This is a genomic window from Microbulbifer maximicatervae (SeqCode), assembly GCF_052466985.1.
The window spans coordinates 1,858,739-1,885,071 of record NZ_CP174298.1 but is presented as its reverse complement, the minus strand read 5'-3'; the positions used below and the strand labels follow the sequence as shown (position 1 = coordinate 1,885,071).

25 protein-coding genes are annotated in these 26,333 nt (G+C 47.7%); 13 read left to right on the top strand and 12 right to left on the bottom strand.

The genetic code is table 11. The features are described from left to right. Positions 1–156 precede the first annotated feature (156 nt). Both maiA and ACJJI3_RS08125 read right to left on the bottom strand, forming a co-directional pair. Complete coding sequence (maiA, locus tag ACJJI3_RS08130) at positions 157–786, bottom strand: maleylacetoacetate isomerase (RefSeq protein ID WP_444927426.1); 630 nt, start codon at positions 784–786, stop codon at positions 157–159. 77 nt (positions 787–863) lie between these two features. Further along, positions 864–1,994 carry a homogentisate 1,2-dioxygenase gene (locus ACJJI3_RS08125; protein ID WP_282933356.1) on the bottom strand — a complete coding sequence of 377 codons (1,131 nt, stop codon included), beginning with the start codon at positions 1,992–1,994 and terminating at the stop codon, positions 864–866. A 273-nt stretch (positions 1,995–2,267) separates the two neighbouring features. Here ACJJI3_RS08125 and ACJJI3_RS08120 point away from each other — a divergent pair, with 273 nt between their 5' ends. The 7 genes from ACJJI3_RS08120 (at position 2,268) to ACJJI3_RS08090 (ending at position 8,577) form a co-directional block, all read left to right on the top strand. Then, on the top strand, positions 2,268–2,768 hold the full coding sequence (locus ACJJI3_RS08120; RefSeq protein ID WP_282933355.1) for a MarR family winged helix-turn-helix transcriptional regulator: 501 nt from the start codon (positions 2,268–2,270) through the stop codon (positions 2,766–2,768). Between the two features lie 26 nt (positions 2,769–2,794). Beyond that, positions 2,795–3,985, top strand: coding sequence for an amino acid aminotransferase (locus ACJJI3_RS08115; protein WP_444942111.1), 1,191 nt, complete (start codon positions 2,795–2,797; stop codon positions 3,983–3,985). A gap of 69 nt (positions 3,986–4,054) precedes the next feature. Further along, complete coding sequence (locus ACJJI3_RS08110) at positions 4,055–5,446, top strand: class II 3-deoxy-7-phosphoheptulonate synthase (protein ID WP_444896762.1); 1,392 nt, start codon at positions 4,055–4,057, stop codon at positions 5,444–5,446. A 335-nt stretch (positions 5,447–5,781) separates the two neighbouring features. Further along, positions 5,782–6,006 carry a hypothetical protein gene (locus tag ACJJI3_RS08105; protein ID WP_444912692.1) on the top strand — a complete coding sequence of 75 codons (225 nt, stop codon included), beginning with the start codon at positions 5,782–5,784 and terminating at the stop codon, positions 6,004–6,006. Positions 6,007–6,221: 215 nt separating this feature from the next. Next, positions 6,222–6,629: a hypothetical protein gene (locus ACJJI3_RS08100; protein ID WP_444942110.1), complete on the top strand. Its 408-nt coding sequence runs from the start codon at positions 6,222–6,224 to the stop codon at positions 6,627–6,629. Positions 6,630–6,958: 329 nt separating this feature from the next. Beyond that, positions 6,959–7,666, top strand: coding sequence for a hypothetical protein (locus ACJJI3_RS08095; RefSeq protein WP_444942109.1), 708 nt, complete (start codon positions 6,959–6,961; stop codon positions 7,664–7,666). Positions 7,667–7,761: 95 nt separating this feature from the next. Further along, positions 7,762–8,577, top strand: coding sequence for a DUF817 domain-containing protein (locus ACJJI3_RS08090; protein WP_444942108.1), 816 nt, complete (start codon positions 7,762–7,764; stop codon positions 8,575–8,577). A 27-nt stretch (positions 8,578–8,604) separates the two neighbouring features. Here ACJJI3_RS08090 and ACJJI3_RS08085 read toward each other — a convergent pair whose 3' ends face one another. Then, a complete protein-coding gene (locus ACJJI3_RS08085; protein ID WP_444942107.1) occupies positions 8,605–9,675 on the bottom strand; it encodes an alkene reductase in 1,071 nt (356 codons plus the stop codon). Positions 9,676–9,771: 96 nt separating this feature from the next. Between ACJJI3_RS08085 and ACJJI3_RS08080 the strand changes: the two genes are divergently transcribed. The 3 genes from ACJJI3_RS08080 to ACJJI3_RS08070 all read left to right on the top strand — a co-directional run bounded on the left by ACJJI3_RS08080 (position 9,772) and on the right by ACJJI3_RS08070 (position 11,671). Beyond that, positions 9,772–10,749 carry a LysR family transcriptional regulator gene (locus tag ACJJI3_RS08080; RefSeq protein WP_444942106.1) on the top strand — a complete coding sequence of 326 codons (978 nt, stop codon included), beginning with the start codon at positions 9,772–9,774 and terminating at the stop codon, positions 10,747–10,749. Between the two features lie 367 nt (positions 10,750–11,116). Continuing rightward, on the top strand, positions 11,117–11,275 hold the full coding sequence (locus tag ACJJI3_RS08075) for a VOC family protein (protein WP_444942105.1): 159 nt from the start codon (positions 11,117–11,119) through the stop codon (positions 11,273–11,275). An 18-nt stretch (positions 11,276–11,293) separates the two neighbouring features. Continuing rightward, positions 11,294–11,671 carry a RidA family protein gene (locus ACJJI3_RS08070; protein ID WP_444942104.1) on the top strand — a complete coding sequence of 126 codons (378 nt, stop codon included), beginning with the start codon at positions 11,294–11,296 and terminating at the stop codon, positions 11,669–11,671. Between the two features lie 130 nt (positions 11,672–11,801). Here the strand turns inward: ACJJI3_RS08070 and ACJJI3_RS08065 are convergent, their stop codons facing one another. Both ACJJI3_RS08065 and ACJJI3_RS08060 read right to left on the bottom strand, forming a co-directional pair. Beyond that, complete coding sequence (locus tag ACJJI3_RS08065) at positions 11,802–12,764, bottom strand: right-handed parallel beta-helix repeat-containing protein (RefSeq protein ID WP_444942103.1); 963 nt, start codon at positions 12,762–12,764, stop codon at positions 11,802–11,804. 307 nt (positions 12,765–13,071) lie between these two features. Continuing rightward, a complete protein-coding gene (locus ACJJI3_RS08060; protein ID WP_444942102.1) occupies positions 13,072–14,022 on the bottom strand; it encodes a right-handed parallel beta-helix repeat-containing protein in 951 nt (316 codons plus the stop codon). 904 nt (positions 14,023–14,926) lie between these two features. On the opposite strand from ACJJI3_RS08060, the gene ACJJI3_RS08055 reads away from it, so the two are divergent. Continuing rightward, entirely contained in the window at positions 14,927–17,143 is a 2,217-nt protein-coding gene (locus ACJJI3_RS08055; protein ID WP_444942101.1) for a M3 family metallopeptidase, read from the top strand. A gap of 324 nt (positions 17,144–17,467) precedes the next feature. Here ACJJI3_RS08055 and ACJJI3_RS08050 read toward each other — a convergent pair whose 3' ends face one another. The 5 genes from ACJJI3_RS08050 to ACJJI3_RS08030 all read right to left on the bottom strand — a co-directional run bounded on the left by ACJJI3_RS08050 (position 17,468) and on the right by ACJJI3_RS08030 (position 23,009). After that, positions 17,468–18,100: a GyrI-like domain-containing protein gene (locus tag ACJJI3_RS08050; RefSeq protein WP_444942100.1), complete on the bottom strand. Its 633-nt coding sequence runs from the start codon at positions 18,098–18,100 to the stop codon at positions 17,468–17,470. A 604-nt stretch (positions 18,101–18,704) separates the two neighbouring features. Further along, positions 18,705–19,160 (bottom strand): hypothetical protein, encoded by a 456-nt coding sequence (locus ACJJI3_RS08045; protein ID WP_444942099.1) that lies wholly within the window; start codon positions 19,158–19,160, stop codon positions 18,705–18,707. 279 nt (positions 19,161–19,439) lie between these two features. Next, a complete protein-coding gene (locus ACJJI3_RS08040) occupies positions 19,440–19,919 on the bottom strand; it encodes a GNAT family N-acetyltransferase (protein WP_444942098.1) in 480 nt (159 codons plus the stop codon). 203 nt (positions 19,920–20,122) lie between these two features. Further along, complete coding sequence (locus tag ACJJI3_RS08035; protein ID WP_444942097.1) at positions 20,123–21,775, bottom strand: amidohydrolase; 1,653 nt, start codon at positions 21,773–21,775, stop codon at positions 20,123–20,125. A gap of 67 nt (positions 21,776–21,842) precedes the next feature. Next, positions 21,843–23,009, bottom strand: coding sequence for a PQQ-dependent sugar dehydrogenase (locus ACJJI3_RS08030; protein WP_444942096.1), 1,167 nt, complete (start codon positions 23,007–23,009; stop codon positions 21,843–21,845). A 122-nt stretch (positions 23,010–23,131) separates the two neighbouring features. Here ACJJI3_RS08030 and ACJJI3_RS08025 point away from each other — a divergent pair, with 122 nt between their 5' ends. Then, entirely contained in the window at positions 23,132–23,338 is a 207-nt protein-coding gene (locus ACJJI3_RS08025; RefSeq protein ID WP_282933328.1) for a DUF2905 domain-containing protein, read from the top strand. Positions 23,339–23,382: 44 nt separating this feature from the next. On the opposite strand, the gene ACJJI3_RS08020 is transcribed toward ACJJI3_RS08025, so the two are convergent. Together ACJJI3_RS08020 and ACJJI3_RS08015 are read right to left on the bottom strand one after the other, a co-directional pair. Next, positions 23,383–24,489 carry an L-dopachrome tautomerase-related protein gene (locus tag ACJJI3_RS08020; protein WP_444942095.1) on the bottom strand — a complete coding sequence of 369 codons (1,107 nt, stop codon included), beginning with the start codon at positions 24,487–24,489 and terminating at the stop codon, positions 23,383–23,385. A gap of 27 nt (positions 24,490–24,516) precedes the next feature. Next, positions 24,517–25,251, bottom strand: coding sequence for a glycine betaine ABC transporter substrate-binding protein (locus ACJJI3_RS08015; protein ID WP_444942094.1), 735 nt, complete (start codon positions 25,249–25,251; stop codon positions 24,517–24,519). 123 nt (positions 25,252–25,374) lie between these two features. On the opposite strand from ACJJI3_RS08015, the gene ACJJI3_RS08010 reads away from it, so the two are divergent. Further along, positions 25,375–26,286 carry a LysR family transcriptional regulator gene (locus ACJJI3_RS08010; RefSeq protein WP_444942093.1) on the top strand — a complete coding sequence of 304 codons (912 nt, stop codon included), beginning with the start codon at positions 25,375–25,377 and terminating at the stop codon, positions 26,284–26,286. Positions 26,287–26,333 lie beyond the last annotated feature (47 nt).

Sequence of the window (26,333 nt, the reverse complement as noted above, 5' to 3'; positions counted from 1 at the left end):
CTCGGCTGATTAGCTACAGCAGTGGGGAATATTATTATTCGAGTTATTTTCAAGTTTGGATAGAGATATTAACCACAGGCAATGAAATGTGGCAAGTAGTGAAATTTTCGAGTGTATGTAGGATGCCCGATGCGACCGGGCATCCATAAAAGGGTACTACACAATACAGTCTGGCTGTTCTGAAGGGTGGGCCTTAATAAAGGCCGGCAGTTCATTGCAAGCGTCTGTGATTTTCTGGATTTTGGGGTACTGGGTCATATCCAGGCCAAAGCGTTCCGCACTGTATACTTGCGGGAGTAAGCAACACTCGAACAACCCTGGATTGTCTCCAGCGGCGAAAGGCGAGGGTCTTAATTGCTTCTCCAGCGCGGAGAAGCCCAGGTGTATCCAGTGCTGAATCCATTGAATTTTTTGCTCATCACTGACTTTGAGTTCAGCCTGGAGGTACTGCAGAACCCTGAGGTTCTGTATAGGTTGAATATCGCTGGCAATACTTTGCGCGAGCGCGCGGATATGTGCGCGGGCCTCAGGCGCTTTTGGAAGTAGCGCTGGTTCTGGGTGGGTTTCATCCAGCCATTCCAAAATGGCGAGGGATTGGGTGAGACTGGTTTCGCCATCATTCAGGGTTGGCAGTAGCCCGTGTGGATTCAACGTGCGGTAGTCGTCTCCGTGCTGATCTCCCTTGAGCAGGTTTACCGGGTGATACTCGTATTCCAGGCCTTTCAAATTGAGCCCGATACGCACTCGGTAGCTGGCGGATGAGCGAAAGTATCCGTAAAGGTCCATTCTCTTTCCTTTTCTTTGTTTTGGCGTTTGGCTGTTTGAATGTCAGCCTTTTTTGGTGTTGTCTGGATGCGCTGTATTCACTTTGGCTTCCAGGAGTTTACATAATCTGTTAGCTCCACGGCATGGGCATCCGGGAGAATATCCCAGGGGGTGCGGCTGTCGATCATTACAGCAACTTCATCGGTTTCCTTGCGCGCATGCCGGGCCCCGGTAGCAAATGCCTTGGGGTGGGGGCCGTGGGTGAATCCCATGGGGTGGAGGGTAAGCATCCCCGGATGAATATTGTCGCGGCTAAAGAAGTCACCGCGGTGATAGAAGATGAGTTCATCAAAGTCATCATTGTTGTGAAAGAAGGGGACTTTGAGTGCGCCCGGGTCACTCTCAATCGGGCGAGGTACAAAAGTCGCTACAACAAAACCTTGTGCGACAAAGGTGGTATGAGCCGAAGGGGGTAGATGGTAGCGGTGGCTCATCAGCGGGCGTATATCGCGCCAGTTGATACGAACGGTCAGGTTGTCCCCAGTCCAACCACAGGCGTCCAGTGGGTTGAAGGGGTAGGTAATGGTCGACAGCTGTTGCCGGGCTTTAACTACAACCCGCCACTCATCATCGCCCTGTTGATCGAGAAAGGCTTTATCTATACGAGGCACATCCAGCATCGCCTGGTCAAAAATTGCATTGGGGCCAAGGATGCCTTTTTCGGGGAGCTGAAAATGGCTACCTATCGCCTCTACCATCAATAGTTCCAGCGGCTCATCCTCTGTCGGCGTCAGGCGCCATAAGGTGCCGCGGGGCAGCAGGATATAGTCGCCATCGCGAATAGAGAGATGGCCGAAATCACAGAACAAGTCGCCGCTCCCATTGTGTATAAACAGGAGTTGATCGCCGTCAGCGTTGCGCACCAGATGATCCATAGGCTCCCGGCAGGTCCAGAGGGCGACCTGGCTATCCTGGTTTCGCAGGATCGGCTTTTGATCCCATGGGCTTGTTCCTTTGTGTTTCATTTGCGTGGCATCAAAAGCGTGGGGACGCAGTGGACCTTCGAACTGGCTCCAGCCGGTGGGGGGATGACGATGGTAGAAGTGGGTGCAGGGCCCAAAAAAACCCTCTTTGCCCATTTCCCTTTCAAAGCTGTTGGGTGGGAAATCTGCATGGGCTTGGCGACTTGTATTTCCTTCCGTTCGCGGAAAGCTGATCCACTGTTTCATGGCGTGGCCTCGCTTCTGTGCGGATGGTTCGAAGGTGTGGCGAAAAATTGAGCATCTCAGCGCCACTTACACGCAAATTTCTTGCGCCATAGACCCAATTAGTTCGCAAATATGGCGCAAAAAAACCTATACTGTCCGGCCATTTTTTCGTATGGCCCGGTAACTTTTCCAGAAAGTATTTGTGCCGATAGTGGTTACAATTGAAACCAATGTTAGTTAAATTGAGTATCAGGTACAACCGGGACACCCGAGCAGGCAGGTTTGAGGGCAGCTATGACAATCGAACAAAACACGCGACCCACCGTTGTTGAGAACGACGAGCTGCGCCTCGAAAAGTTCTTACCCTACCGCCTCTCGGTACTTTCCAACCGAGTGAGTAATGCTATTGCGCAAGCTTATGGTGCGCGCTTCCACCTCACCATTCCCGCTTGGCGGGTTATGGCAATTCTGGGTCGTTTTCCCGATTTATCCGCCGCCGAGCTGGTTGAGCAGACGGCGATGGACAAGGTGGCAATCAGTCGGGCCGTCTCTTCCCTGTTAAAGAATGACTACATTACACGCAGTGAAGATCCCGGTGACCGGCGCCGGCAAGTGCTGAACCTGTCAGAGCTGGGGCGTGATATTTATGCTCGCATAGTGCCGCTGGCCCATCAGTACGAGAATGACTTGATGGCATCCCTATCCACTGAGGAGCGGGAACAACTGGATAGCATTATTGATAAGTTAATGGTGCGCGCGAAGGAATGGTCTGAGCGCGGCCTCGTTGATGAATAAATGAGATAACTAAGAGGAGTTTTCAGATGTTTGAGCATTTAAACAGCCTTCCGCCAGATCCGATTTTGGGCCTTTTGGCCAGCTACCGCGCGGATGAAAACCCCAGCAAAATTGATCTCGGTGTGGGCGTCTATAAAGATGAGGCAGGCCATACCGCTGTCTTGCAAGCCGTCAAGGAAGCCGAAACCCGCTTATTACAGGGTGAGGAAACCAAGGCCTATATCGGCCCGGCCGGAACTCCGGGTTTCAACACCGCCATGCAGGAGCTGGTACTGGGTGCCGGGCACCCCGCGTTGGTGGGCGGTCGCGTTCGCTCAGCTCAAACTCCCGGTGGATGTGGTGCTTTAAGAGTTCTGGCGGAATTGATTAATCGCGCCAAAGCTGGGGCAACCGTGTGGGTGAGTGACCCCACTTGGGCTAACCATGTGCCGCTTCTGGGTAATGCGGGCTTGCAAATCAAGAGCTACCCCTACTACGACCGCGCTACCAGCAGTTTGCAGTTCGACAAAATGGTCGAGACCCTGAAAGATGTGGGTGAGGGCGACGTTGTTCTTTTCCACGCCTGCTGTCATAACCCCTGTGGTGCGGATCTGTCCCGTGAGCAGTGGAAAGTGTTGGCGGAGATGGCGCAAAAGCAGGGCTTCACGCCGTTTATCGATATGGCCTATCAGGGCTTTGGCGAGAGCCTGGAAGATGATGCCTACGGCCTGCGCTTGATGGCTGAATCTGTTCCAGAAATGCTGGTTGCAGCTTCCTGCTCGAAAAATTTTGGCCTCTATCGCGAGCGTGTCGGCCTGGCTATGGTGATTTATGCGAATGGCGAAGCCGCCGATAAAGGCCATAGCCAGATGCTGAGCGCTATTCGTGGCAACTATTCCATGCCACCTTCCCACGGTGCTGCCATTGTAGAATCTATTCTTACTGATGCGGGACTGAAAGCGAACTGGGAAGCTGAGCTGACCGAAATGCGCGAGCGTATTAACGGTTTGCGTGCTGGATTGGTAGAAGGGCTCGCCGCAGCGGGTGCTGCCGGCGAGTTTGGCTTTATCCGCCAGCAGAAAGGGATGTTCTCATTCCTGGGTATCAATCCCGAACAGGTACAACAGCTGCAAAAGGACTATTCCATTTATATGGTGGGCTCGAGTCGCATCAGTATTGCCGGCCTGAGTTCCAATAATATGGAATACTTCTGTAAGGCTGTTGCCAGCGTGCTGTAAATTCGGCACATTTGGGGGTGAGCAATATGCTCACCCTTAAGATTTATCCTTTAGAAGTAAGAGTGAAAGATGGAAGTTGAGCTAGGAGTTCCAGTGCCCGAATCCCCCACCCAAATTTGGACCCCCCAGAGCTGGCGAAACTTCACCGCACATCAACAGCCCCAATACACGTCTGCCGAAGATGTTGCCCAGGTGGCTAAACAGCTCTCTGGTCATCCGCCCCTGGTTTTTGCGGCAGAGGCTCGCGAGCTGCGCCGTCAGCTGGCTCAGGTTGCCGAGGGGAAAGCCTTCCTTTTGCAGGGCGGTGATTGTGCTGAATCTTTTGCCGATTTTAATGCAAACCGCATTCGCGATACTTTCAAGGTATTGTTGCAGATGGCTGTCGTGCTCACCTTTGCCGGTAACCTGCCGGTGGTGAAAGTTGCGAGAATGGCCGGCCAATATGCCAAACCCCGTTCAGCAAATACCGAGACAGTGAACGGAGTAGAGCTGCCCAGCTACCGTGGCGATATTATCAACGGCATTGATTTTACCGCTGAAGCGCGCATACCTGATCCACAGCGGATGGTAACTGCTTATAATCAATCGGCTGCCACCCTGAACCTACTGCGAGCTTTCGCCCAGGGGGGGTTGGCCGATCTGCATCAGGTGCACAAATGGAATCTCAGCTTCCTGAAAAATAACCCTCAGCGGGAAAAATATGCCCAGCTGGCGGAACGCCTTCAGGAGGCTTTAGAGTTTATGGCGGTATGTGGTGTTACATCAGAGAACTCTCCCGCAATTCGTGAGACTTCACTCTACACCTCTCATGAGGCGCTATTGCTTGAATACGAGCAGGCACTGACACGAACCGATAGCCTTACTGGCAAATGGTATGACTGCTCCGCACATATGCTGTGGATTGGTGAACGCACTCGGCAACTGGATGGCGCCCATGTGGAGTTTCTCTCCGGTGTTTGCAACCCGATTGGGGTGAAAGTTGGTCCAAAGATGCAACCGGATGAGCTGCTGCGTTTGATCGATAAGCTCAACCCCGAGAACGATGCAGGTCGCCTTACACTGATTACCCGTATGGGCGCCGATACTTTGGGAGAAAAATTGCCTGCATTGGTGCGCGCCATTCAAGCGGAGGGGCGCTCGGTGGTATGGAGCACTGATCCCATGCATGGCAATACCGTTAAAGCGGGTAACGGCTATAAAACTCGCGATTTTGAAAAAATCCTGCGGGAAATACGCGACTTTTTCTCGGTACACTGGGCCGAGGGAAGCCATCCCGGCGGTATCCATCTGGAAATGACCGGGCAACATGTCACTGAGTGCACCGGTGGAGCTTGGAAAATTTCTGAAGCAGACCTCGCCAGTTGCTACCGCACCCAATGCGATCCGCGACTAAATGCCGATCAGGTGTTAGAACTGGCGTTTTGTGTTTCTGAATGGTTGCGCGCTGGTCGAATCGCTTAATTGGCTGTTCTCTTTAATTAAGAAATTCTGAATGTAAAACCTCTTATCTTGAGCCTTTGGCTCGAATAAGAGGTTTTCATTTCTCTCGACTGAAACTCCCTCTAAATCAGTATTCTATATTTGTCAGACTGTATGTGAGGAGCTGCTCCTGTTACAGTTAAGTTATTCAAGCTGAACATTCTCCAGGTTTTACTTCGACTGAAAGTATTTAAGTATCAATTAAAGCCACCTCATTTATTAGATTAGGGGATGGATATCCCTTAAACGACATTGTTGATAATATTTGATAGTTTATTCTGTCAATTTTTGTAAAAGTAAAATTGTAGGGTGGGGTAATGGTGCGAACTATCGAGTTTTTGTTGGGGTTATGTCTTGTTGGCCTTGGTATTTACCGGGGAATTACAGTAGAAATCGATGTTTACGCGATAATGCTAGTCGTATTTGGTATAGGTTTGATGGCACGATGGTTCGGTTCCTCCAGTAGCGATGAGGATGATGGTTGGTACGATAGTAATTCTGGCAGTAGTTCGAGTGGCAGTTCTTGCAGTAGCGATGATTAGTTTCTGTTTGACAAGCTATTCTTGGAGGCTGCTATATTAGCTAGTTGTGCGTGCGCTGACTCGCATTTATCGGGATGAGCTATTGCGCTGTTAATACCCGCCAATTAGAATTCATGGCCTGTGCAGGGGCCTTGAATAATCTGATGAGAGGCTGTCTCCCTCCTTTATTTGGGTGATTTTACCTTGCTGTATTTATTCTATTTATAAAGTGAAAGTTGGGGGAAGTTATGACCAATCCGTATGTGGCACCAACCTCGGATGTGAGTACTGATGCTGTTAATAATTCTGGACAGAAAAGCGACGTTATTCCAGAGGGAGTTAAAGGTTGGAGTTGGGGTGCTTTTCTCTTAAATTGGATATGGGCTATATTTAACAAAAGCTATATCGGTTTGCTGGCTTTTATTCCTTATATAGGGTTAATTGTTGCTATTTACCTGGGAATTAAGGGGCGCGAACTCGCCTGGAAAAATAAGCAATGGGAAAGCCTTGAGCATTTTAATTCTGTCCAGAAAAGGTGGTCTGTTTGGGGTGTTTGTTTGTTGATAATTCCTATTTTGGGTATTCTTGCTGCAGTCGCATTACCTGCATATATGGACTACCAGAGTGCGGTAGGGGCTCAGTAGATCGAGTTCTTTATTGACAAAGGGTTTGGCTTCCCGCCATTCCCTTTCTGGTGAATTCCCTGACTTTTCTCCTCACTATAACTAGTATGACTATATTTTCAATATAATTAAGTCATGTTCAAATTCCAAGAAGGGCGCTACAAGCTTGTTGAAGAGTGTGGCGCTTAAATTTTGATCGATTATGCCAAGATAGGTTTAGAAATAAGGTGTAATCGATTTCGGTCTTTAAATCTGTATCATGTACCATTTTGCGCTGACTTGAAGCTTAAGTGACTTGTCAGCAGTGCTGGCTAACCAGCTTGACGCTGGTTGTATAGGGATAAAGCAAAATGACAGATATGGTAAAGGGACATTACTCAGTCAGTCGCAGGAAGTTTTTTGCTGCAAAAATATTGGGCGTATTGTCGGCATTAGTAGCAGTGTTATGGGCACTTACCCAGTATCTATTTCCTGAGCCCATGATTTACCTATACGGCATATGGCGCCCTGAGTATTTTGTAGCCTTTATGGCTATTGTGATTGTGTGCACTTCACTATCTCTATGTATTTGGAGCTACTTAAAAAATCGCTACCTATTTGGTGTGGTTGTGGTTTTGGCTTATTCGATTTCTTGTTTTTCATTTTTTATTCTGGGGAAGGAGTATCACAGTCCGGATTTTGTTGCAGGTCTTCCAAAAACGACTTCTGAAGGTGGTGTTGTTTACCTGCAAGGGGTTGAGATTCATCACAATAATTGTGTAAGACAGGGCGGTACAGTGCAGTGCCGTATGACAGTGACTAATCGGAGAAGTCGGCAGAAAGTAAGGCTTTCCTCCTGGCGCCTGATTATGAAAGATGGCGCTGTCTTCAAGGAGTATGAGGCATTTAGGGGTGGGCAGGAAGTGAGGGGAATGGTAAATCTGGAGCTTCCCCGCGGTTCTGAGGCCGAGCTGGAAATCGTGTTTTTTGAAGTCCCTGAGAACTATACTGAAATCTTGAATCTCGGCTTTAAGGCCGGGAGTAAAGAGTTTGGATTTAAAAACATAAATGTCAGATAGTTTTTTCTAAAGATAGAAAGGTATTGGAATCGGTAGGCTTGAAGCCACAGAAATTTTCCTCTTAGGTGTTGTTTGCAGTGTTATCAAGTGCGGATTTGAAACGATATATTCGTGAGTTCTGGTTGTTTGGCTTGAGGCAGGCTTATGCCTGTATTTTTGGTGGCTTCTTGCTGGGAATTATGATTGTTACCAACTATTGGTATCCACTGGAATCGATTCACCGGTATGACTTTATCTTTTTGGCTGCTATAGCCTTTCAGGTCTTTCTTCTAGCGACAAAACTGGAAACATTCAGGGAGTCAATAGTTATTGTCGTATTTCATGTCGTTGCGACCGTCATGGAGATATTTAAGACATCTGACGCTATTGGCTCATGGAGTTACCCGGAAGAGTATTTCTTTGGGATTGGTAATGTGCCACTGTTTACAGGATTCATGTATAGCGCAGTGGGCAGTTATATTGCTCGAGTGTGGCGAATTTTTGAATTTGAATATTCTCACTATCCATCAAAATTGCTGACAGTTGTTCTGGTTGTGCTTATCTATGCCAACTTCTTTACACATCACTATATCTGGGATTTCCGCTGGGCATTACTAGCGGGAACAGTGTTAATGTTTTATCGAACCAATATTTACTTCAAGGTCGTTGAAAAGCATCGCTCTATGCCGCTTCTTTTGGGGTGGTTGCTGGTAGCACTGTTTATTTGGTTTGCTGAAAACATTGCTACTTTTGCAAATATATGGATTTATCCTAATCAATCCCATGAATGGCAAATGGTATCTCTGGCGAAGCTCAGCTCGTGGTACTTGTTAATGTTGCTCAGTTTTGTGTTGGTCTCATTGATAAGTAATATAAAGATCCGACCTGTGGCGGTAGCCAATCTGAGTGAGGAGGGTGGGTCGCCCGCTTAAGGCGACCTATCTGCAAATACGAAGAGATCAGGACATGGTGGGATAATTGGTATAACCGTTTGCACCGCCTGTGTAGAAAGTGCCCGGGTCTGCTTCATTCAAGCTGGCCCCCGCCTTAAACCGTTCAAGTAGATCCGGGTTGGCCAGGAATGGAACACCAAAGGCCACTGCATCCACCTGTTGCAGACCAATGGCCTCATTGGCCTCATCTCGCCCATAACCCATATTACCAATTAAGTTGCCCTTGTATTGCTCCCTGGCTGGGGTTAATACATCTCCAAGTTGCTCACCCAGGAAATCCGCTCGCATCAGGTGCCAGTATGCCAGGTTGTACTCATTAAGCTTATCGGCGAGCCAGCGGGTATGTCCGATAGGGTCGCTGTCTCGCATGCTATTAAATCCGTTCAGGGGGGATGTTCTCAATCCGACCTTGCCTGAGCCCCAAACCCCGATGACGGCCTCCAGAACTTCGAAGAGTAGGCGTGCACGATTCTCCAGCGCCCCACCGTATTCATCTGTTCTTAAGTTTGAGCCATCCCGCAAAAAATTATCCAGTAGATAGCCGTTCGCACCGTGAACTTCTACCCCGTCGAAACCAGCATCTCTAGCATTGATAGCTCCCTGCTTAAAAGCTGCAATAATTCCTGGGACTTCCTCTATCTCAAGAGATCGTGGGGTGGTGTATGGCTTTTTTCCATCCGGTGTATGGACGGTATCATCAATGGCGACTGGGCTTGCGGCTACAGGCGTTGCACCATTATTGAGGTCTGGGTGACTGGCTCGTCCGCCATGCCAAAGTTGCAGAAATATTTTGCCGCCTCTCTCGTGCACGGCATCAGTGACTCGTCTCCAGCCTTCAATCTGCTCCTGGGAGTATATGCCTGGTTCAGAGATAAAGGCCGAGGTTCCCTCGGCTACCATGGTTGCCTCGGCAATAATCAGGCCGGCGCCTGCCCTCTGTGCATAGTACTCAGCCATTAAAGGGGTAGGTACATGGTTTTCAGCTCTAGAGCGGGTCAGGGGGGCCATCACGGCACGGTTAGTCAGTTTTACATCACCTAATTGGATGCTTGAAAACAAGTCTTGTGTCGCAGTCATCTTGCTCACCTTAAATGTTGTCGCTAAATGCAGTTGTCTATCGATGGCGCACAGACTATTCTCTTGGGTAATTTGAAACAATAAGGCGTTTGGAAATTGATTGTTCGCGATTTGGAAACTATAGACTTCCGAACTTTATCTATCTTTGTGACCACTTGTAGACTGATGAGTCTGACTCACTGCGCCGAAGAGCTGGGATTACCCAAATCTACGGTGAGCAAGGCCATATCGAAGTTGGAAGAGCAGTTACAGGCCAAGCTGTTGGAGCGATCTACCAGGAAAATTGAGATTACTGATGCAGGTAAAGTTACTCTGCGTCGCGCTTCTCTATTGGTAGAGGAGTTCAAGTCTTTACGTGAAGATGTGCGGGAAATAGAGCAGCAGGTTCAGGGCCTTTTGCGTATTTCAGCACCTCCAGCCATGGGAAGTTATTTGGCCCAGTATATCCTTCCCCCATTTTTGCAGCAGTGGCCTAAAGCCCAGGTATCCCTGGAGCTCTCCAACGCTTTTGATGACCTTTTTATTCAGGGGATAGACCTGGCAATTCGTGTTGGGCAAATTGCAGATGACCGCTTGGTAGCAAAAGAGGTTGGGTATACGACCCAGGTATTGGTTGCAAGCCCAGACTATTTAAGGGAGCACGGGATACCTGAATCACCGAATGACCTTCGTCAGCACAATTGTATTACTGCTGGCGTGGCCCAGGAGTCTGCCATTTGGAGTTTGGTATCCGAAAGTTCAGCAGAATCAATCGAGGTGCGCAGTAATTTTCATTGCGATAACCCGGAAATGGCTAAAAGAGCTGCCGCAGGGGGAGTGGGTATCGCTCAAATTCCTGTCAATAGCATGATCTGTGAGTTGGAGAGACAGGAGCTGATTCGTATCTTTCCAGAATGGCATGCGATCTATATGCCTATCTACTTGGTCTATCGGACCGGAGTCAACAAGCCAAAGCGAGTCTCGGCTTTGTTGGACTATTTATTGAGCATCAAGGAGCGTTTTGAGTTCGGCCCAGATCACCAGTTATGCCAATATGAGGAGTGCCCACTTGGATCTGGGAAAAATAGAGGTTGAACTGCGCTGCTTTAAAAGTTGCATCACCTCCGGCGCAGAAAGTCTTCTAGCTTCCTGAGTTGATTAAATGTAAATACTATTTAGATGTTTGCTTTCGTTTGGTCTTCGAGACAGCGGCTCAGATTTTTACTGAGTAAAAATAAAGTATGATCTCTCACATCACACTTGGTACTAACGATCTATACAGGGCAAGCCAGTTTTATTCGCAGGTTTTCGAGATTTTATCTGCTGAGGAGGCCTATCGTTCTGATTCAGTATTTTTTTGCAGTTTAAGGGCTCTCTGACAAAGCTGGCAATTACTGTGCCGTACGATAGGCAGGCCGCAAGCTTTGGTAATGGCACTATGCTGGCCCTGGATGTTGGGAGTATGAAAAACGTTGATAAAATTTACTCCCTAGCCCTTAAGCTTGGGGGAGTGTCAGAAGGTAATCCGGGTTATAGAAATTCAGGCTCTTTTTACGGTGCATATTTTAGGGATTTGGATGGGAATAAACTTGCCATATTTACACGTAAGGTTTCAGGGTAGATTGAAATGAGAAAGTTGGTGAGTTCAGGCTCATATCTCGAGGAACCTATAGGCTTTTCCCGGGCCTGTAGAATAGGAAATCAAGTCGCCGTTTCTGGCACGGCGCCTATATTGGATGGAAAAGCGGCCTTTATTGGTGATGTTCGTGGTCAGACGAAGCTTTGTCTGGATATTGCCGTTACTGCGCTGAAGGAGGCTGGTGGAAACCTGTCTGACGTGATAAGAACGCGTATAATGTTGGTTGATATTAGGTGCTGGGAAGAAGCTGCGAGAGCACATGGAGAGTTTTTCTCGGATATTCGGCCTGCATGCACTGTTGTGGAGGTCAAAGGTTTTATTGATCCCGACTGGTTGGTGGAGGTCGAGATGGATGCGGTTGTCATTGGTGTTTCTTAATTTGGATGGTCGCACAATTGATTGTGGTGTTGCAGTCTTCCTTTAAAAACTTGTCTCCCAGTTGGGGTTGTTACCCTAAATAACAGGATGGGTATTAGAAATAACAACCCCGAGCTTCATCATTATTTAGTTATTCAAGGCAGCTTGGGTCGGAAGTCGAAAAGGTGTTGCCTGACCACAGATTACTGTTAACGCTACAGTCACTATCTTCGAATAAGTCGATAAGATCGAATAGCCCATTTCCTGTTGCAGTATTAAAAACTATGCTATTACCGGTGGCGTTCATGCTGGTTACAAAAATACCATAAGCTCCATTGTCATTGCTGTTGTTTTGAGTGATGTTATTGTTGGATGCTGAACTTTGTAATGTGATCCCTGAAGATCCGTTACCGGTTACTGTATTGTTTGATACAGTACATGAGCTTCCTTCAATTTCAATGCCTGTATTGTCATTGCCTAGGATGGTATTGGATATAAAAATAGAAAAGTCTCCGTCTAATTCGACCCCATCACTATCCGAGCCGGTAATAGTATTATCTATTATTGTATTGGCAATACCATCTACTTCCATACCCTCGTCGCCTGAAAGCTCAATAATATTTTGAGAGATAAAGTTGTAATTACCGTTAATGTCAATGCCATCATCTGAATCACTTCCATCGCCTAATGTGAAGTTCCCAATAACAGTATTGCCGTTACTGCTTACAACAATGCCATCATCGAGTGGAAGTAATATGTTGATGCCGTATACGGTATGAAACCCACTTTCTGACAGCACAACTGCGTCGTTACAGCCGTTAATTGTGCCAGTGGATAGCTCACCGGATGAGCCTGTAAGGACTATACCGTTTGACTGATCCAGTCCGGAGCAAGTAAGTGAAAACCCTGCCATATATAGGCTGCCACTTGGTCCTTGAATAGTAAGGGCTGCGCTATTTGGGTCGTTGATTGAGCAGGTTAGATCTTCTGTTAATGTTGCGGGCTCTGTTATAATGTCGCCGCATTCTACAGCATTAATGCTTGGTGATAGAGAGGAACCTAAAGAAAGTAGCGCTGCGGATAGAATTTTAAGGTAATGGTTGGGGTACAACATGTTTAACTCCTTTTAACAGATTTAACAAGTGTAGATATTTTTCATTAAGAGTATTTGGCGGGGTAATCTCAGGTGTCTGTATCTTTTGATCTGTCGGATATAGTCTCTTTTTGTTGAGGCGGGTTTGAGTTGTCTGCTAATGTCGACTGTAAAACTATTTGTTAATGGTTGCGGATGTGCAATATTTTAATTAAATAGCGATCCTCTTTTTGGGAAAGAGAATCGCCTTAAAGTTTAAAGTGGGTTGGTAAGGGGGTTAACTATTTATTCGCTCTTAAATTAATTGCTTAAAAATTTCTTCAAGCATTTAATCTAAGCAGGAAGGGTCAGAAGTGGTAAATGTATTGTTCTGCCAGGTATTGCTACCAGTGCAGTCAAGGTCAACCGCATCAAATAAGTCGTAGGTTTGGCCCTCAGAGAAGTTTCCAGAAATCGTATTGTTGGTGGGTTCATCGTCTAAGATGAATATTCCATAAGTTCCATTATCATCAACATTGTTGTTGGCGATAACGTTACTATCTCCTTGGTCCAGGTCAATCCCCCCTTCTGTATTGTTTGCAACTACATTTTGCGAGATAGTGCCATTGTCACTATCAATTTCGATGCCGCTACTACCATTGAAGGCAGATATATTATTGGTGACGTTTGCATAGGTACCATCAATCTCAATGCCATCGTTATCGGAGTAGTAAACCTCATTAGAGGTTACGGTGTTTCTATCTCCTGCAACTTCGATACCTTCATCACCCGCAAATTCAATGATATTGTTATTGACGAGATTATTATCCCCTTGGATATCAATTCCCTCATCGGAATCTGTACCATCACCGACAATATGCATATTGCTAACTACGTTACCGTTACTTTCTATATATACAGCATCATCGCCAAAATCAGTAATCGTGACACCGGTAACAAAATGACTTCCATCTCCACCAACTGTCACTGCATCGCCGCAACCGATTACACTGCCCCCGCTAAGCCTGGCGCCACTCTCCAACAAAATAATACCAGTGCCAAATTCATTGGTAGAGCAGGTTAAGCTGTAGTCTCCCATTGAAAGGCTGCCAGATGGTCCTTCAATTGCTATTGCGACAGAAAATTCATCAGCAATAGTGCACACTAAATCGCTGTCGAGAGTGGTCGGTGTGGTTATTACGTCTCCACAGCTAACTGCCTGAGCTTGAGAGCCTGTGGCAATACCCATTGATAAGACTGCTATAGCTGTGCTAAGTGATAAAATGGATTTCTTTTGCATGAGTCTGTCCCTAACTTTTAATCAGTTGAATGAGTGGGTTAATAAAATAAAAATCCGGATTTCCGGGCTTGTTATTTGTGCCTGAAAAAGGGCACCTGCTTTTCGTTTAAATATTGCCCGACTTGTCTTGATTAGATAAATATTGTTTTGAAGTTTTGATAGTATTTTTTAATGGAAATAATTATAAAAAATTGCATAAAGAAGGTGATTTTATTTGGCGCCTCCAGCTTTATTTCCGAATTTCATTGATATATATGGTAAATATTCTGATGGTTTTGTGGGTTGTCACTCATTGCATTTTCTTATGGGGAAATATTTCCAGTAATCGTGACTTTTATGTTGAAGAGGATTTTTTGAGTAGAAGAAAAGTTTCCATCTAATTATGAATGGGAATAGGTTTTTCTAAATATATTTAAATGTGTTTGTTTGTGTTGAGTTTAGGTGCGGCTTTATAGGTCGTTTAGTGTTGTAAGTGAAATTTTGATTGCTGCTCCAAAACTCCTCTGATTTAAAGGCCCAGTTTTAGCTGCAAGACAGCGCACTTTTATTTTCAAAAGTAAACAAAGGTGTGGAGTTGTATTAGCTGGCTGCTGAAGGCTTTATTTATGTTGAGTTTTAAGTGAGATTCCGGCGGTGACGGAAATACGCTGACTTTGACCGGGTAGGGTATTTGGGTCGAATTTACTGATTTGGTTACTTTAGAAAAGGACCATTAAGCGGCCGAAGTGTGGGCAGCAGGAGCGTCTAGACCATATGGTCAAAGTCGAAGGAAGTCGTCGTGTATTTCTTTCACTCTGTCGCAGCCTTGGCTGAGAATGGCGGTAGTATTGGCGGGCATAGGCCAACTGGGGTTAAACTCCCGCTCTTAAAACTATTACAAAGCTCTATCCTAGAGGAGATACCGATGCGTCAAACAATGATCGCACTATCCGTGGCCGCAGCTCTTGCGGTAGTGGGCGGTTGTGGTGAAAAGACACAACAGGCTGAGGTGGTCAAAGATACCGTGAATGCCGAGAAGTCCATGGCTGTAAGTCCTGAGCACGCCAGCAACATGCTATTGGCGGAGTGGACAGGTCCTTTTGGTGGTGTTCCTGCGTTTGACAAGATGAATCTTGAAGATCTCAAGCCCGCAATTGAGAAGGGTATTGAGATGAATCTGGCAGAGCTGGACGCCATAGCCGCCGATCCTGCCAAGCCTACTTTCGCCAACACTTTCGTTCCGATGGAGCGCAGTGGTGCAGAGTTGGGTCGTGCATCTTCTTATTATGGAATCTGGGCCGGTAATATGTCCTCCCCGGAATTCCGAGAGGTTCAGCGCGAACTGGCACCTCTGTGGGCTGACTACGAGTCCAAGATTTACCAGAACAAGGCCCTCTTTAAGCGTATCAAGTCTATCTATGATCAGCGTGAATCGATGGATCTGGACGCTGAGCAGAAGCGCGTAGTCGAGTTGGTATATACCCAGTTCGCAACTAATGGCGCCACCCTTGAAGGGGAAAAGAAAGAGCGCTATGCAGAAATCAATAAGCGCTTGGCGGAACTCTATACAAAGTTCTCCAATAATGTACTGGCTGATGAGGAAGGCTACGACATCTTCCTGACTAAAGATCAGCTGGGCGGCCTGCCGGATTCCTTTGTCGCTGCTGCGGCGGCTCTGGCGGAAGAGAAGGGAGAAAAAGGTAAATACGCGATTACCAATACCCGTTCCTCCATGGACCCCTTCCTGACTTACTCTGACAATCGCGAGCTGCGTAAGCAGATTTGGACCAATTACTACAGCCGTGGTGACAATGGTGATGAGCACGATAACAACGCTATCATCGCTGAAATCCTGAAGCTGCGCGACGAACGTGTTGGCCTGCAAGGGTTCGACAACTACGCCCAGTGGCGTCTGCGTGATCGTATGGCCAAATCACCTGAGCGCGCCATGGAGTTGATGGAAGCGGTTTGGCCGGCGGCAGTTGGTCGCGTGAAGGAAGAAGTGGCTGACATGCAGGCTGTGGCTGATGCCGAGAAAGCCAATATCACTATTGAGCCCTGGGATTACCGCTACTACGCAGAAAAAGTTCGCAAGGCCAAGTACGACCTGAACTCCGATGAAGTTAAACAGTACTTGCAGCTGGATAACCTGCGTGAAGCCATGTTCTATGTGGCTGGTGAGTTGTTCAATTTTGAGTTTACTCCAGTGAAGGAAGGCTCAGTACCGGTATTCCATGAAGATGTTAAGGTCTGGGAGGTTACCGATAAGACGAGCGGCGATCATATCGGCCTCTGGTACCTGGACCCATTTGCTCGTGCAGGTAAGCGTTCTGGAGCCTGGGCAACCATGTACCGCGATCACTCCACTTTCGATGGTAAGAAGAACGTCCTCTCTTCCAACAATTCCAACTTTATCAAGGGCGCTCCCGGTGAGCCTGTGCTGGTAAGCTGGGACGATGCAGAGACTTTCTTCCACGAGTTTGGCCATGCGCTGCACTTCCTCGCATCCAACGTTACTTACCCGACCTTAAATGGCGGTGTGCGTGACTACACCGAGTTCCAGTCTCAGCTGCTGGAGCGCTGGTTGTCTACCGATGCGGTTATCGACAATTACCTGGTGCACTACAAAACTGGTGAGCCGATTCCCGCGGATCTGGTGAAGAAGATCAAGAAGGCGGCTAAGTTCAATTCAGGTTTTGCCACTACTGAGTACCTGGCATCTGCACTGGTGGATATGAAATTCCACACTGCTGATCCTGAAGGTATCGATCCAGACAAGTTTGAACGTGAAACTTTGAAGAAGCTGGGTATGCCGGATGAACTGGTGATGCGCCACCGCTCTCCTCATTTTGGTCATATCTTCTCCGGTGAAGGCTATGCGGCCAGCTACTACGGCTACATGTGGGCCGACGTGCTGACCTCCGATGCCTCTGAGGCTTTCGCCGAGTCCAAAGGCGGCTTCTACGATAAGGAAGTGGCGGCGAGACTGGTGAAATACTTGTTCGCTCCTCGCAATGCGTTGGACCCGGCAGACGCTTACCGCTCTTTCCGTGGTCGCGATGCCAATATCGAAGCATTAATGCGCGATCGTGGCTTCCCGATCCCTGAAAAGAAAGCAAGCACTGTAGCTGTTAAGGACTAATTAGCAATAGTTCCCGTGACGAAAAAGCCGCATCCTTGGGTGCGGCTTTTTTTATTGGTTTAACTTGGTCTGTGAGTATTTCAGCTGGTTTCTGATCTCACCCTCTGTGAAGTTCTTTTACTTGTTTAGCCGCAGGCGCTAATTAACTTAGCTGGAAACATAATCACCTTGAATATATTCCCGATGTATAACTTAATAAATGGCTTTCATAATTGGAGGGTTTCTTGATAATAGTTAGTGTATAGCTGGTACTAAAATAGGGTTTGGGATACTGGGGGGATCTGACGATAAAAGTTGGCTGTGGGGGTGAAAATAAGCCATTATTTAGCTAACCCGAAACCTTAATACGGTTTTCAATTTTTCCGGTGCAATTTTTCTTGTGTCTGAAAGATAAATTTCCTTGTGTACCTTGGATAGGCGATTTAAGCCCTGATCTTTAGCAAAGGCTTCCATTTTCTCAAAGCTGATAGGCTCATCCTCAAATCTCCCTAAGTGGAGCATTTGTACACACTTCCCCTCTAAAATAGTCTCAAAGTTAACTTGATTCAGTAGTGGATTTGGTTTTTTGTTCTTAATGTAGTTAAGTATTTCCTTGAAAAAGGGTAGCTCGACAAAATCAGGCTGACGTATCATCAGCTTATAGATTAAATCTTCTTTTTTGATCTCCCCAGAATAACTCTCTTTGGCTTTTTCATTGATGTCCCAGACTCCCTCTAATGGGTAGACTGTAAAATCAAAGTACCCCCTCGGCTTCTCATCCGTTTTTTTGGGAAGCATCTTGATCGCATAAGCCAAGGAATATAGAGTGCCGATACAGTTTGTGAATGCCTCCTCGGCAGGGCTGCCCTCTCCATGAATAGTGATGTAATTGAGTTTAGGAATATCGATAACTTCAGGTAGAGTTTTAGGGATATAGAGAGATTTTTCTTTTTTTCGCCATTCATGCTTTACTGGCATAGCATTCCTTTGGTTCTTTTTAGGTTGCTTTAAGTTTACTGTTTATAAATACAGTATTCAAGGTGGATGGTTTAATGTCGATGTTTGGCAGGTAAAGTTAGATTAGGTGAAAGGAAATTTTCACTTATAGCTGAATGGCTTTACGACGACTTGGAGCTCGGTGTGCAGAGTGATGATTGAAAGGCGCACGTTTATTATTTAGGGTAGTTATTACACCGCCGATAGCTTTACTACCGTCTACTTGTTAGATCTAGTAAGAGTCGCAACATGTCTTTGTGTTGGACTTCGCCTTCAATAGTGGGGCGATACTATTACTAGTAACATGGGTAGGTTATATCGAGGTGGTAAGGTTAGCTCCGTCGCCGATCGCATATGCATCGACTTGGAGCCTAACGCTAGTATTCAACTTGGAAAGGATTACCTTGACAGGGGAGTAAAGTGGTTTTAACTAGAGCCATCTAGATCGTCACCGGAGGGGCGGATACACGATCGATATGCTGGCCCGTTAATATTGCCCTTATGTGATTATTAGATGTGGTTGTGAATCTCTGCTGAGCTTATGCTGTGAGTATCGATCCATAAGACAGAGCTAAATTTCTACAGATTAATTGCGCTCCGCTTCTATTTTCTGTTTGAGAACCTTGATAGGGAGGCCCGACATGCCACCAATTTTATCACCTGCATAGGAGCCAGCTATCACCATCTTAGCAGGGTTGCCAGCCATAAATATGATTTGCCCGCTAATTTTATTTCTTCGAATGCCGGCCTCATTTTCTATTTTTTCATTGTACACATCACCCACTTTAAAATATAAATCGACACCATCGTCCAATTTAAGTACTTCTGAGACTATTTCCGTCAAATAGCCATTTTCTCCCTCTTTAAATTCGGTGGCAATGATTGCTGTTGCGGTTTCTATACGTTTATTAATACCCATTTTCCAAAGAGAAGATTTTCTCTCTGCGGCGAAAGCACTCAATGGAGTAGCGGTGCCAAGGCATACTATGCTAAATCCTAACCCAAAAAATAATCCATTTAAGAATTTTCTTAGTGCTTGCATATTCCGTATGCTCGATAATCGTTATATGAGGTGGGTTTTCTGTAATCTCTCAATAGTCTAGATTACTAAAAGATAATCTCAGTTATTTTCAAAATTATCAAGTTAGAGTGATAGTTTAGATTGACATTATTTTAATAATTTCAGGACAATTGCGACAATTAAGCTTTCCTGGAAAAATTCAATATTGGGGCTTTGACCTTGGTGAAGATGTGAGTGGGGATCTTCTTTAGAAAGTAAGAATGTACCAATTTGACTGATAAATCTTAGTCGAAAGATTTGTTATGTTTTAGTTTTGTTGATTTTTGTACGTCTTGTAATTTCTAATAGTAGCCTTAAGGCATCTTTGTGCTGTACCCCATCTTCAACAATGGGCTGATCGTAATTATGCAAGAAATAATCTTTAATGACGGTTTCAACCCTGAACCCATGGCGTTGGTAAAAAGTTAGTTGGTAACCAAATGTGCCGGTGCTCAATTCAACTCTGTGAACCCCCCTGTTGGTGAGCTCTGATAGAGAGAACTTTAACAGTTTTGATCCAATGCCTTGCTGCCGCATCTCAGGAGAAACTGAGATATTGAAAATCTCAGCGATTGCGGTATCAATTTCTTTTACTACGCATATACCTTCCACAGCGCCAGCATCAATTGCTGCGAAACACCAGGATTCAGGTAAATAGCTGTCTATTTTCTTCTTAGAGGGATCTGCTTCGAGTAGAAGATATAAAGGTGCATCGCTTACGGGTATTTGGATGTATTTCATAGCGCGGTCTATTTGTTTCTCTTTCAGGCATTAACCTATATGCGCTTTATCAATAAGGTTTTCTTGTATTCACAAAAAGTAGTATAGCAATACCGCAATACAAGGCTCTTGGTGAATTATGGGGCGGTCGTTGTTTCTGCGAATACCGATTTTCGCCGGTATTCGCGGTTTGAAGTGCGGGAAAAGTGAAGGTTAGTGACTGGCTAAAGGGGTTTACGGTAGACCTGTTCTCCTTCAACCCAGGTCTCCAGAACTTGTACCTTCCAGATCTCCTGGGGAGCTATCGTAAAAATATCTTTATCCAGCAAAATAAAATCGGCGAACTTCCCGGCTTCAAGGTTGCCGATGACTTTCTCCTGATGGCTGGCATAGGCTGCATCCAGGGTAAAGGCGCGCAGGGCTTGCTCCAGGGTCATAGCTTCTTCTGTGCGCCATCCTTTACTGGGGGCTCCCTGGCGGTCGCGGCGGGTAACTGCGGCGTGTAGACCGAAAAGCGGGTTTGCTGGTTCTACTGGGAAGTCGGAGCCTGCGGCGATGGGAGTGCCTTGTTCCAGCAGCGTCTGCCAAGCGTAGGCGCCGATCAGTCGCTCATTCCCCAGGCGGTCGCCGGCCATATTCTTATCGCTGGTAGCGTGAGTGGGCTGCATGGAGGCAATCAGGTTGAGCCGGGCGAAGCGCGGAATATCTTCCACCTCAATAACCTGGGCGTGCTCCACGCGATGACGATAGCCAGCCTGGCTCTCTGCCTTGTTTAGGGTTTCCAAATGGTTCAATACGATATGGTTAGCCCTGTCGCCGATTGCATGTACATTAACCTGGAAGTTATTGTCGGTAGCCAGCTTGAGCAAAGCCAACATTTTGTCTTCCGGGTAGAGCAGCAGCCCCTTTTCCTGAGGACGGTCGTGGTAGGGCTCCAGCAGGGCAGCGCCTCGGCTTCCCAAGGCGCCATCGGCGGAAAGTTTAATGCTGCGCATATACAGCCGGTCCGAAGGCTCTCCAATATGCCCCGCCTGAAGTAACTGGGCATAGTTGTGGCTATCTACTGAAAGCATGGGGTAAATACGCAACGGGATGGCTTTCTTATTTGCCAGGTCTCGGTAGGCGTTCAGGGTCTGTTCGCTGATACCCGCATCATGCACACTGGTTAACCCCAGGGAGAGAGCGGTGGTAAATGCATTTTGTAGACTCTTTTTCTCCTGGGCTAAAGTAGGTGCGGGTATCGCCTTGTACATCAGGCTCATGGCGTTATCGATCAGGATGCCTGTCGGGTTGCCGTTTTCATCCCGTAGAATCTCACCGCCATCTGGTGATTGGGTTTCCTTGTTGATCCCCGCTAACTCCAGGGCCCTGGAATTGGCCCAACCTGCGTGGCCATCGACCCGGCGCAACCAAATTGGCTGCTTGATTTCCAATTTATCTAGTTGTTTACGGGTTGGGAAAGCTTTGTTGGGCCAGGTAACCTGGTTCCAGCCACGGCCCGATAGCCATTCGTCGGGCCCCAGATCCCGGGCGTACTTCTTGATGGCTGAGAGTGCTTCTGCAAGGGAGTGATCGCGTAAGTCCAATTCCCCGGTGAGTTGGCCCAGGCCCAGCATATGGCCGTGGGCATCAATTAGGCCTGGAAGTAGGGTTTTACCCTGCGCATCAATTCTATCGGCTGTAGGAAATTGCTTTTCCAGCTGTTGATAGCTTCCAGTTGCCAGTACCTTGCCTTGATCAAAGGCTAAAGCATCGAACGTAAGTAGTTGATCATCAGTAGTTTGGTAGCCGGAAACATTGTGAATCAGAGTGGTGGACTGAACACACAGTGAGGTGGCCATAAGTAGAGTGGCTGAAAGGGGGAGGAAAAAACGCATAGATAGCTTGCCTTATAGGGCGACTTTTGAACCTCGCCCCAACTAGTCGAATATCTTGAAGTTCGAGTTATTGTTTTGCTGGATCTATGCGCAGTAAACGGCCTTTGGGGCCATCGGTCAATATGTAAAGACTGCCATCCTGGCCAACTTCTGCGTCGCGTACGCGCTCCCCAATAGGTATCCTTAGCTCGCCAATAGCGGCATCATCTTTTATCTGAATGACCCGTAAATCTTCGCTAACTAATCCGGCGGAAATAAGCCGTCCTTTCCATTCGGGGAAGGCATTGCCGGTGTAGAAGGCCAGTCCTCCAGGGGCGTGGGTATCGAGCCAGGCCAGTGCGGGCGAGGTAAATTCTGGATCCTCGATTTTGAAGGCTATATTGGAACCATCCCGGTAGTCCCGACCAAAAGTGACCCTTGGCCAGCCATAGTTACTGCCAGCTTTGAGGCGGTTCAATTCATCGCCTCCAGCGGGGCCGTGTTCGGAGGACCAGATCTCTCCACTTTGTTGATCGATCACCAATCCTTGGGGGTTGCGGTGGCCAAAGCTCCAGATTTGCGGCAGGGCATCTGCTTGGTTTTTGAATGGGTTGTCGTCGGGAATTGAACCGTCCCCATTAATACGAATAATAGAGCCGAAGTGGGTTTGTAGGTTTTGGGCCTGTTCCCGGGCAAAAATATCGAGGAATTCTTGTGGGGGATTACCGCCATCGCCAACGGTAGCCAGCAATGTTTTATCAGGTAGGAAGGCGAGCCGGGAACCGAAGTGTGCGCCGTTATTTTTACCCTGCGCGGACTTGAATATCTCTTCAAAGTTTTCCAACTTGCCGTTATTCCATTTAGCCCGACCAATGGCAAGTCGGTTGTTGTCCATATTGCCAATGGCATAACTGAAGTAGAGCATCTGGTCTTGAGGGAAGGTGGGGCTCACAGCGATATCCAGTAGGCCCCCTTGGCCAAGAAACAAGATTTCTGCTGGAAACTTGATAGAGTCCGCCAATAATTTTCCATCTTTTACAATTCTGAGTTGTCCGCTGCGCTGGGTGATAAGAAAACTTCCATCAGGCAGGCTCGTTATACCCCAAGGGTATTCAAGTGGGCCGGCGATTGAAGTAAGGGTAACCTCTTCGGCGAGCGGGATAGTGCCCCGGGAAATCAAAGGATTACCCTGGCTATTGGCAGCAGTGCTAAAAAAGATGCAGATTGTGACAACTACACTAAGGAGGTATTTCACCACATGGCCTCTATCGATTTGTCTCGGGATTGAGCATAGATAGAGTAGTCACTGGGGAATGTCCAGGCAGTGCGCCAGGGTAATTGTCAGGGCGTTAAATCACTCTGTAGGGAGGTGAATAGATGTCCCGCTGGTTGATTATCGCAGGAATAATTTTAGTGTTGGTTGGGGTGCTATTGCACTTTTCCCCAGGGTTATTCAGCTGGTTCGGGCGCTTGCCGGGAGATATTCGTGTGGAGTCGGGGCGCACCCGTTTTTACTTTCCAATTGTATCGATGATTATCGTTAGTTTGGTATTGAGTTTACTGGTGAATTTATTTCGACGTTAATAAAAAACCGCCAGGGCAACTATCTCCTGGCGGTGAGAGGGAGTTTATGGAGTGTAGCGGAAGCGCATCAGCTTGTAGGGTGGCTTGGCATTACCAAGACCAGAACTGAAAGCAGGATGCTGGTGAAGCTGATCCTGGGTGATATATACCCAGCCATTGCTAATAGCGAGGCTGTCAGGCCAAGAGAGCTGTTTGTCCTGTAACAGGATTTGGTAATTGCCCTGGGTGGTCAGTCCAATGGCGTTATTCTGCAGGTCGGTAACCAGCACGCCACCTTCCGGTGCCATTGCAATGCCATCACTGGGGTTTTTGGGGCCAAATTCTTCAATTTGTGCGGTTAGTTTACTCTCGGAAATATCGGTGTCCGCCAACTGCGCCGCAGGAAGGCGGAAGATTTTATCGCCGCTGAGGCTGCCAAAGTAGAGCCATTCAGACTTGTCGTCCAGGGCAATGGGATTGAGACCAAAGTGCAGGCTTTTATTCGTATCACCTTCAGTTTTAGCCGCTAGCAAAACTCCGCCGATGATGAGATCCTGCTTTGGCGGCATAAATTCATTAGCGCTTTCCAGTACGCGCTGAGAGCGTCCGGTTTTCAGGTCGACGACAATAATTGCCGGTTTGGTCGCTCCGTTAAAATTACCGAAGGACATATCGGCGATGTAGATTTTTTGGCGCTTTTCATCCAGGGCAAAATCCTGCGGAAATGAATTTTCCACTAATGCGGACTTGGAGATTTCAATCTGTTGGTGCAGTTTATTATTGACGCTGTCCCAGGCGACAAGTTGGACAGGTGTATTTTCACTGCCCATATCCAAGATCCAGACGATGCCTTTGCTGTCAGAGTGAATGCCAATTACTGATCCAAAGCCCACTTCACCCTGTTCGGGCCCATCCGCCCAATCTCGATTGGGAAAGGGTTGCTTGGAGCCGTTGGCCATTACCTCGAGTACTTTTAGTTTTGGCGCATCCAGTGGGTGCATGCTGACCAGTACCCGGCCATTGGGGGTGACAGTGACACCGGCAGCGCGGGATTCGCTGAATTCAGTGACTGTTTGCAGGGACTCCGCTTTAGCTGCGTGAGTGACGCTGGTGGCTAAGCTGCCAACACCTGCAAGAGCCAGTGCGGCAAATAGTATTTTCGGGGACTTCATTGCGACTTCCTTAAATTTTACGGTGTTTTAGTTTTTGGCTTGTTTGCGCAGCGCATCTTCCAAGGCGCTGAGCTTTTTGTTGCTGATATAAAGCTGGGACAGCGCAGCCAGGGCGGCGCTGCCAATTTTCTGTTTGGCATCTTTGCGCACGACGAGCGTTGCTTCATCTTGAGTGCCGAGAAGCCCTTTGGGCTCTTTTAGTGCGCGGATGGTGTAGCGGTTGTGGAGAAATTGCGGGTGCCACAAGGGGATCACTACCCAGCGCTCCTGCGCTACGGCGTCTTCAAAACGGTTGAAGCAGTCCGCTTCTGCTCCCGGTCGGAATTCGTAACCTGCCTTATCGAGGCCATAGGCCTGGATCATTTCAGCGGAAAAGCGGCTAATACCGGCACCGGGATTGATTCCCTGGATCAGGCGATCCATACGGGTGAGGGCGGGCTCGCTGAGTAGGTCATCAACGCTGGCAATTGAATTTTCGGGCACATAATCCGGCACGCCCCAGATGCAGTAGGGCTCATACAGCACGGTCACTTTTTCGACCTGGTCCAGCAGGGGATTCAGGTAGACCTCGTGGCTGGAGGGCAGCCAGGCGGAAGTTAAAAGGTCGATTTCTCCGTTCTTTAGCAGCTCGAAGGCCGCTTCATGGGGGGCGGACTTGAAGCTGGTTTGGTGGCCGTGAGCCTCAAGAACCTTGGCGACTTCCCGGGCGCTGGCCTCGTGGAAAGAGAGCGCAATGTGTCCGATGCGAATACTGTTATCCATACCGAAACTCCCTAGTGTAAGTTTGTGACTGTGCAGTAGTGACTGCGATAGGAGTATTGTGGTTGCTTTGATTTACCGGATAAACTGCAATTAATAGAAATCAATATTCGATATTTCCGATCAATGCTGATAGATAATCTCAAGTTGTTCCTGCAAATTGTTGATAAAGGTAGTCTGGTTGCCGCAGCGCGGGACTCGGGCCTATCTTCCAGCAGGGTTTCCGAGCGCCTTGCGGCACTGGAGTCGCACTTCGGTGTGGTGTTACTGAATCGAACAACCCGGGCAATTAGCCTGACAGAGGAAGGGCGTACCCTGATTGAGGGTGCTAAACAGATTCTGGGCGAAGTAGATGACCTTGAAAGCCGTATTCGATCAGGGGCACAGACCCTGTCAGGTGGCATTCGCGTAAGTGCCCCCTGCGACTTGGGGCGTGCGATTGTGGCCCCGGAAATTGACCGCTTCTTACTGGATCACCCGGCTATGTCTATTGAATTGCTGTTGTCGGATGGTTTTGTGGATATTGTTGGTCAGGGTATTGATATTGCCTTGCGTTTCGGCGCAATCACCGACAGTTCACTTCGGGTCAGGACTCTGAGCCAAAAGCAGCGCATCCTCTGCGCTTCTCCCAGCTATTTACAAGAGCGTGGCACTCCACAAAGGCCCGAGGACCTGAAGGGTCACAACTGTCTGGTAATGCGTTTCGGTGAAAACCTGGATAGCCACTGGCGCTTTCTCGACAGCCGCGATGGATCGGGGAGTGAGCAAACTGTGGTGGTACGCGGCGACCGGGTGACCAATGACGGGGAACTGGCTCGCCAGTGGTGCCTGAAGGGAAGTGGCATTATTTTAAAATCGGAATTGGATGTAGGGTCGGATATCCAGGCGGGCAGGCTGGTTCGCCTGCTAGAAGAGTACACTCCACCGCCGGTACCGCTTCAAATGTTGTTCCCTCCAAGCCGGGCCCAGCCGCGCCGGGTGGCGGTATTTGCAGACCGTTTGGCCATGAAATTTATATCCACTTCTGCGAGGATTTAATCGCCCCTCTCAAATTGATTGTTATCTTTATTTATTTTGAATTCAGG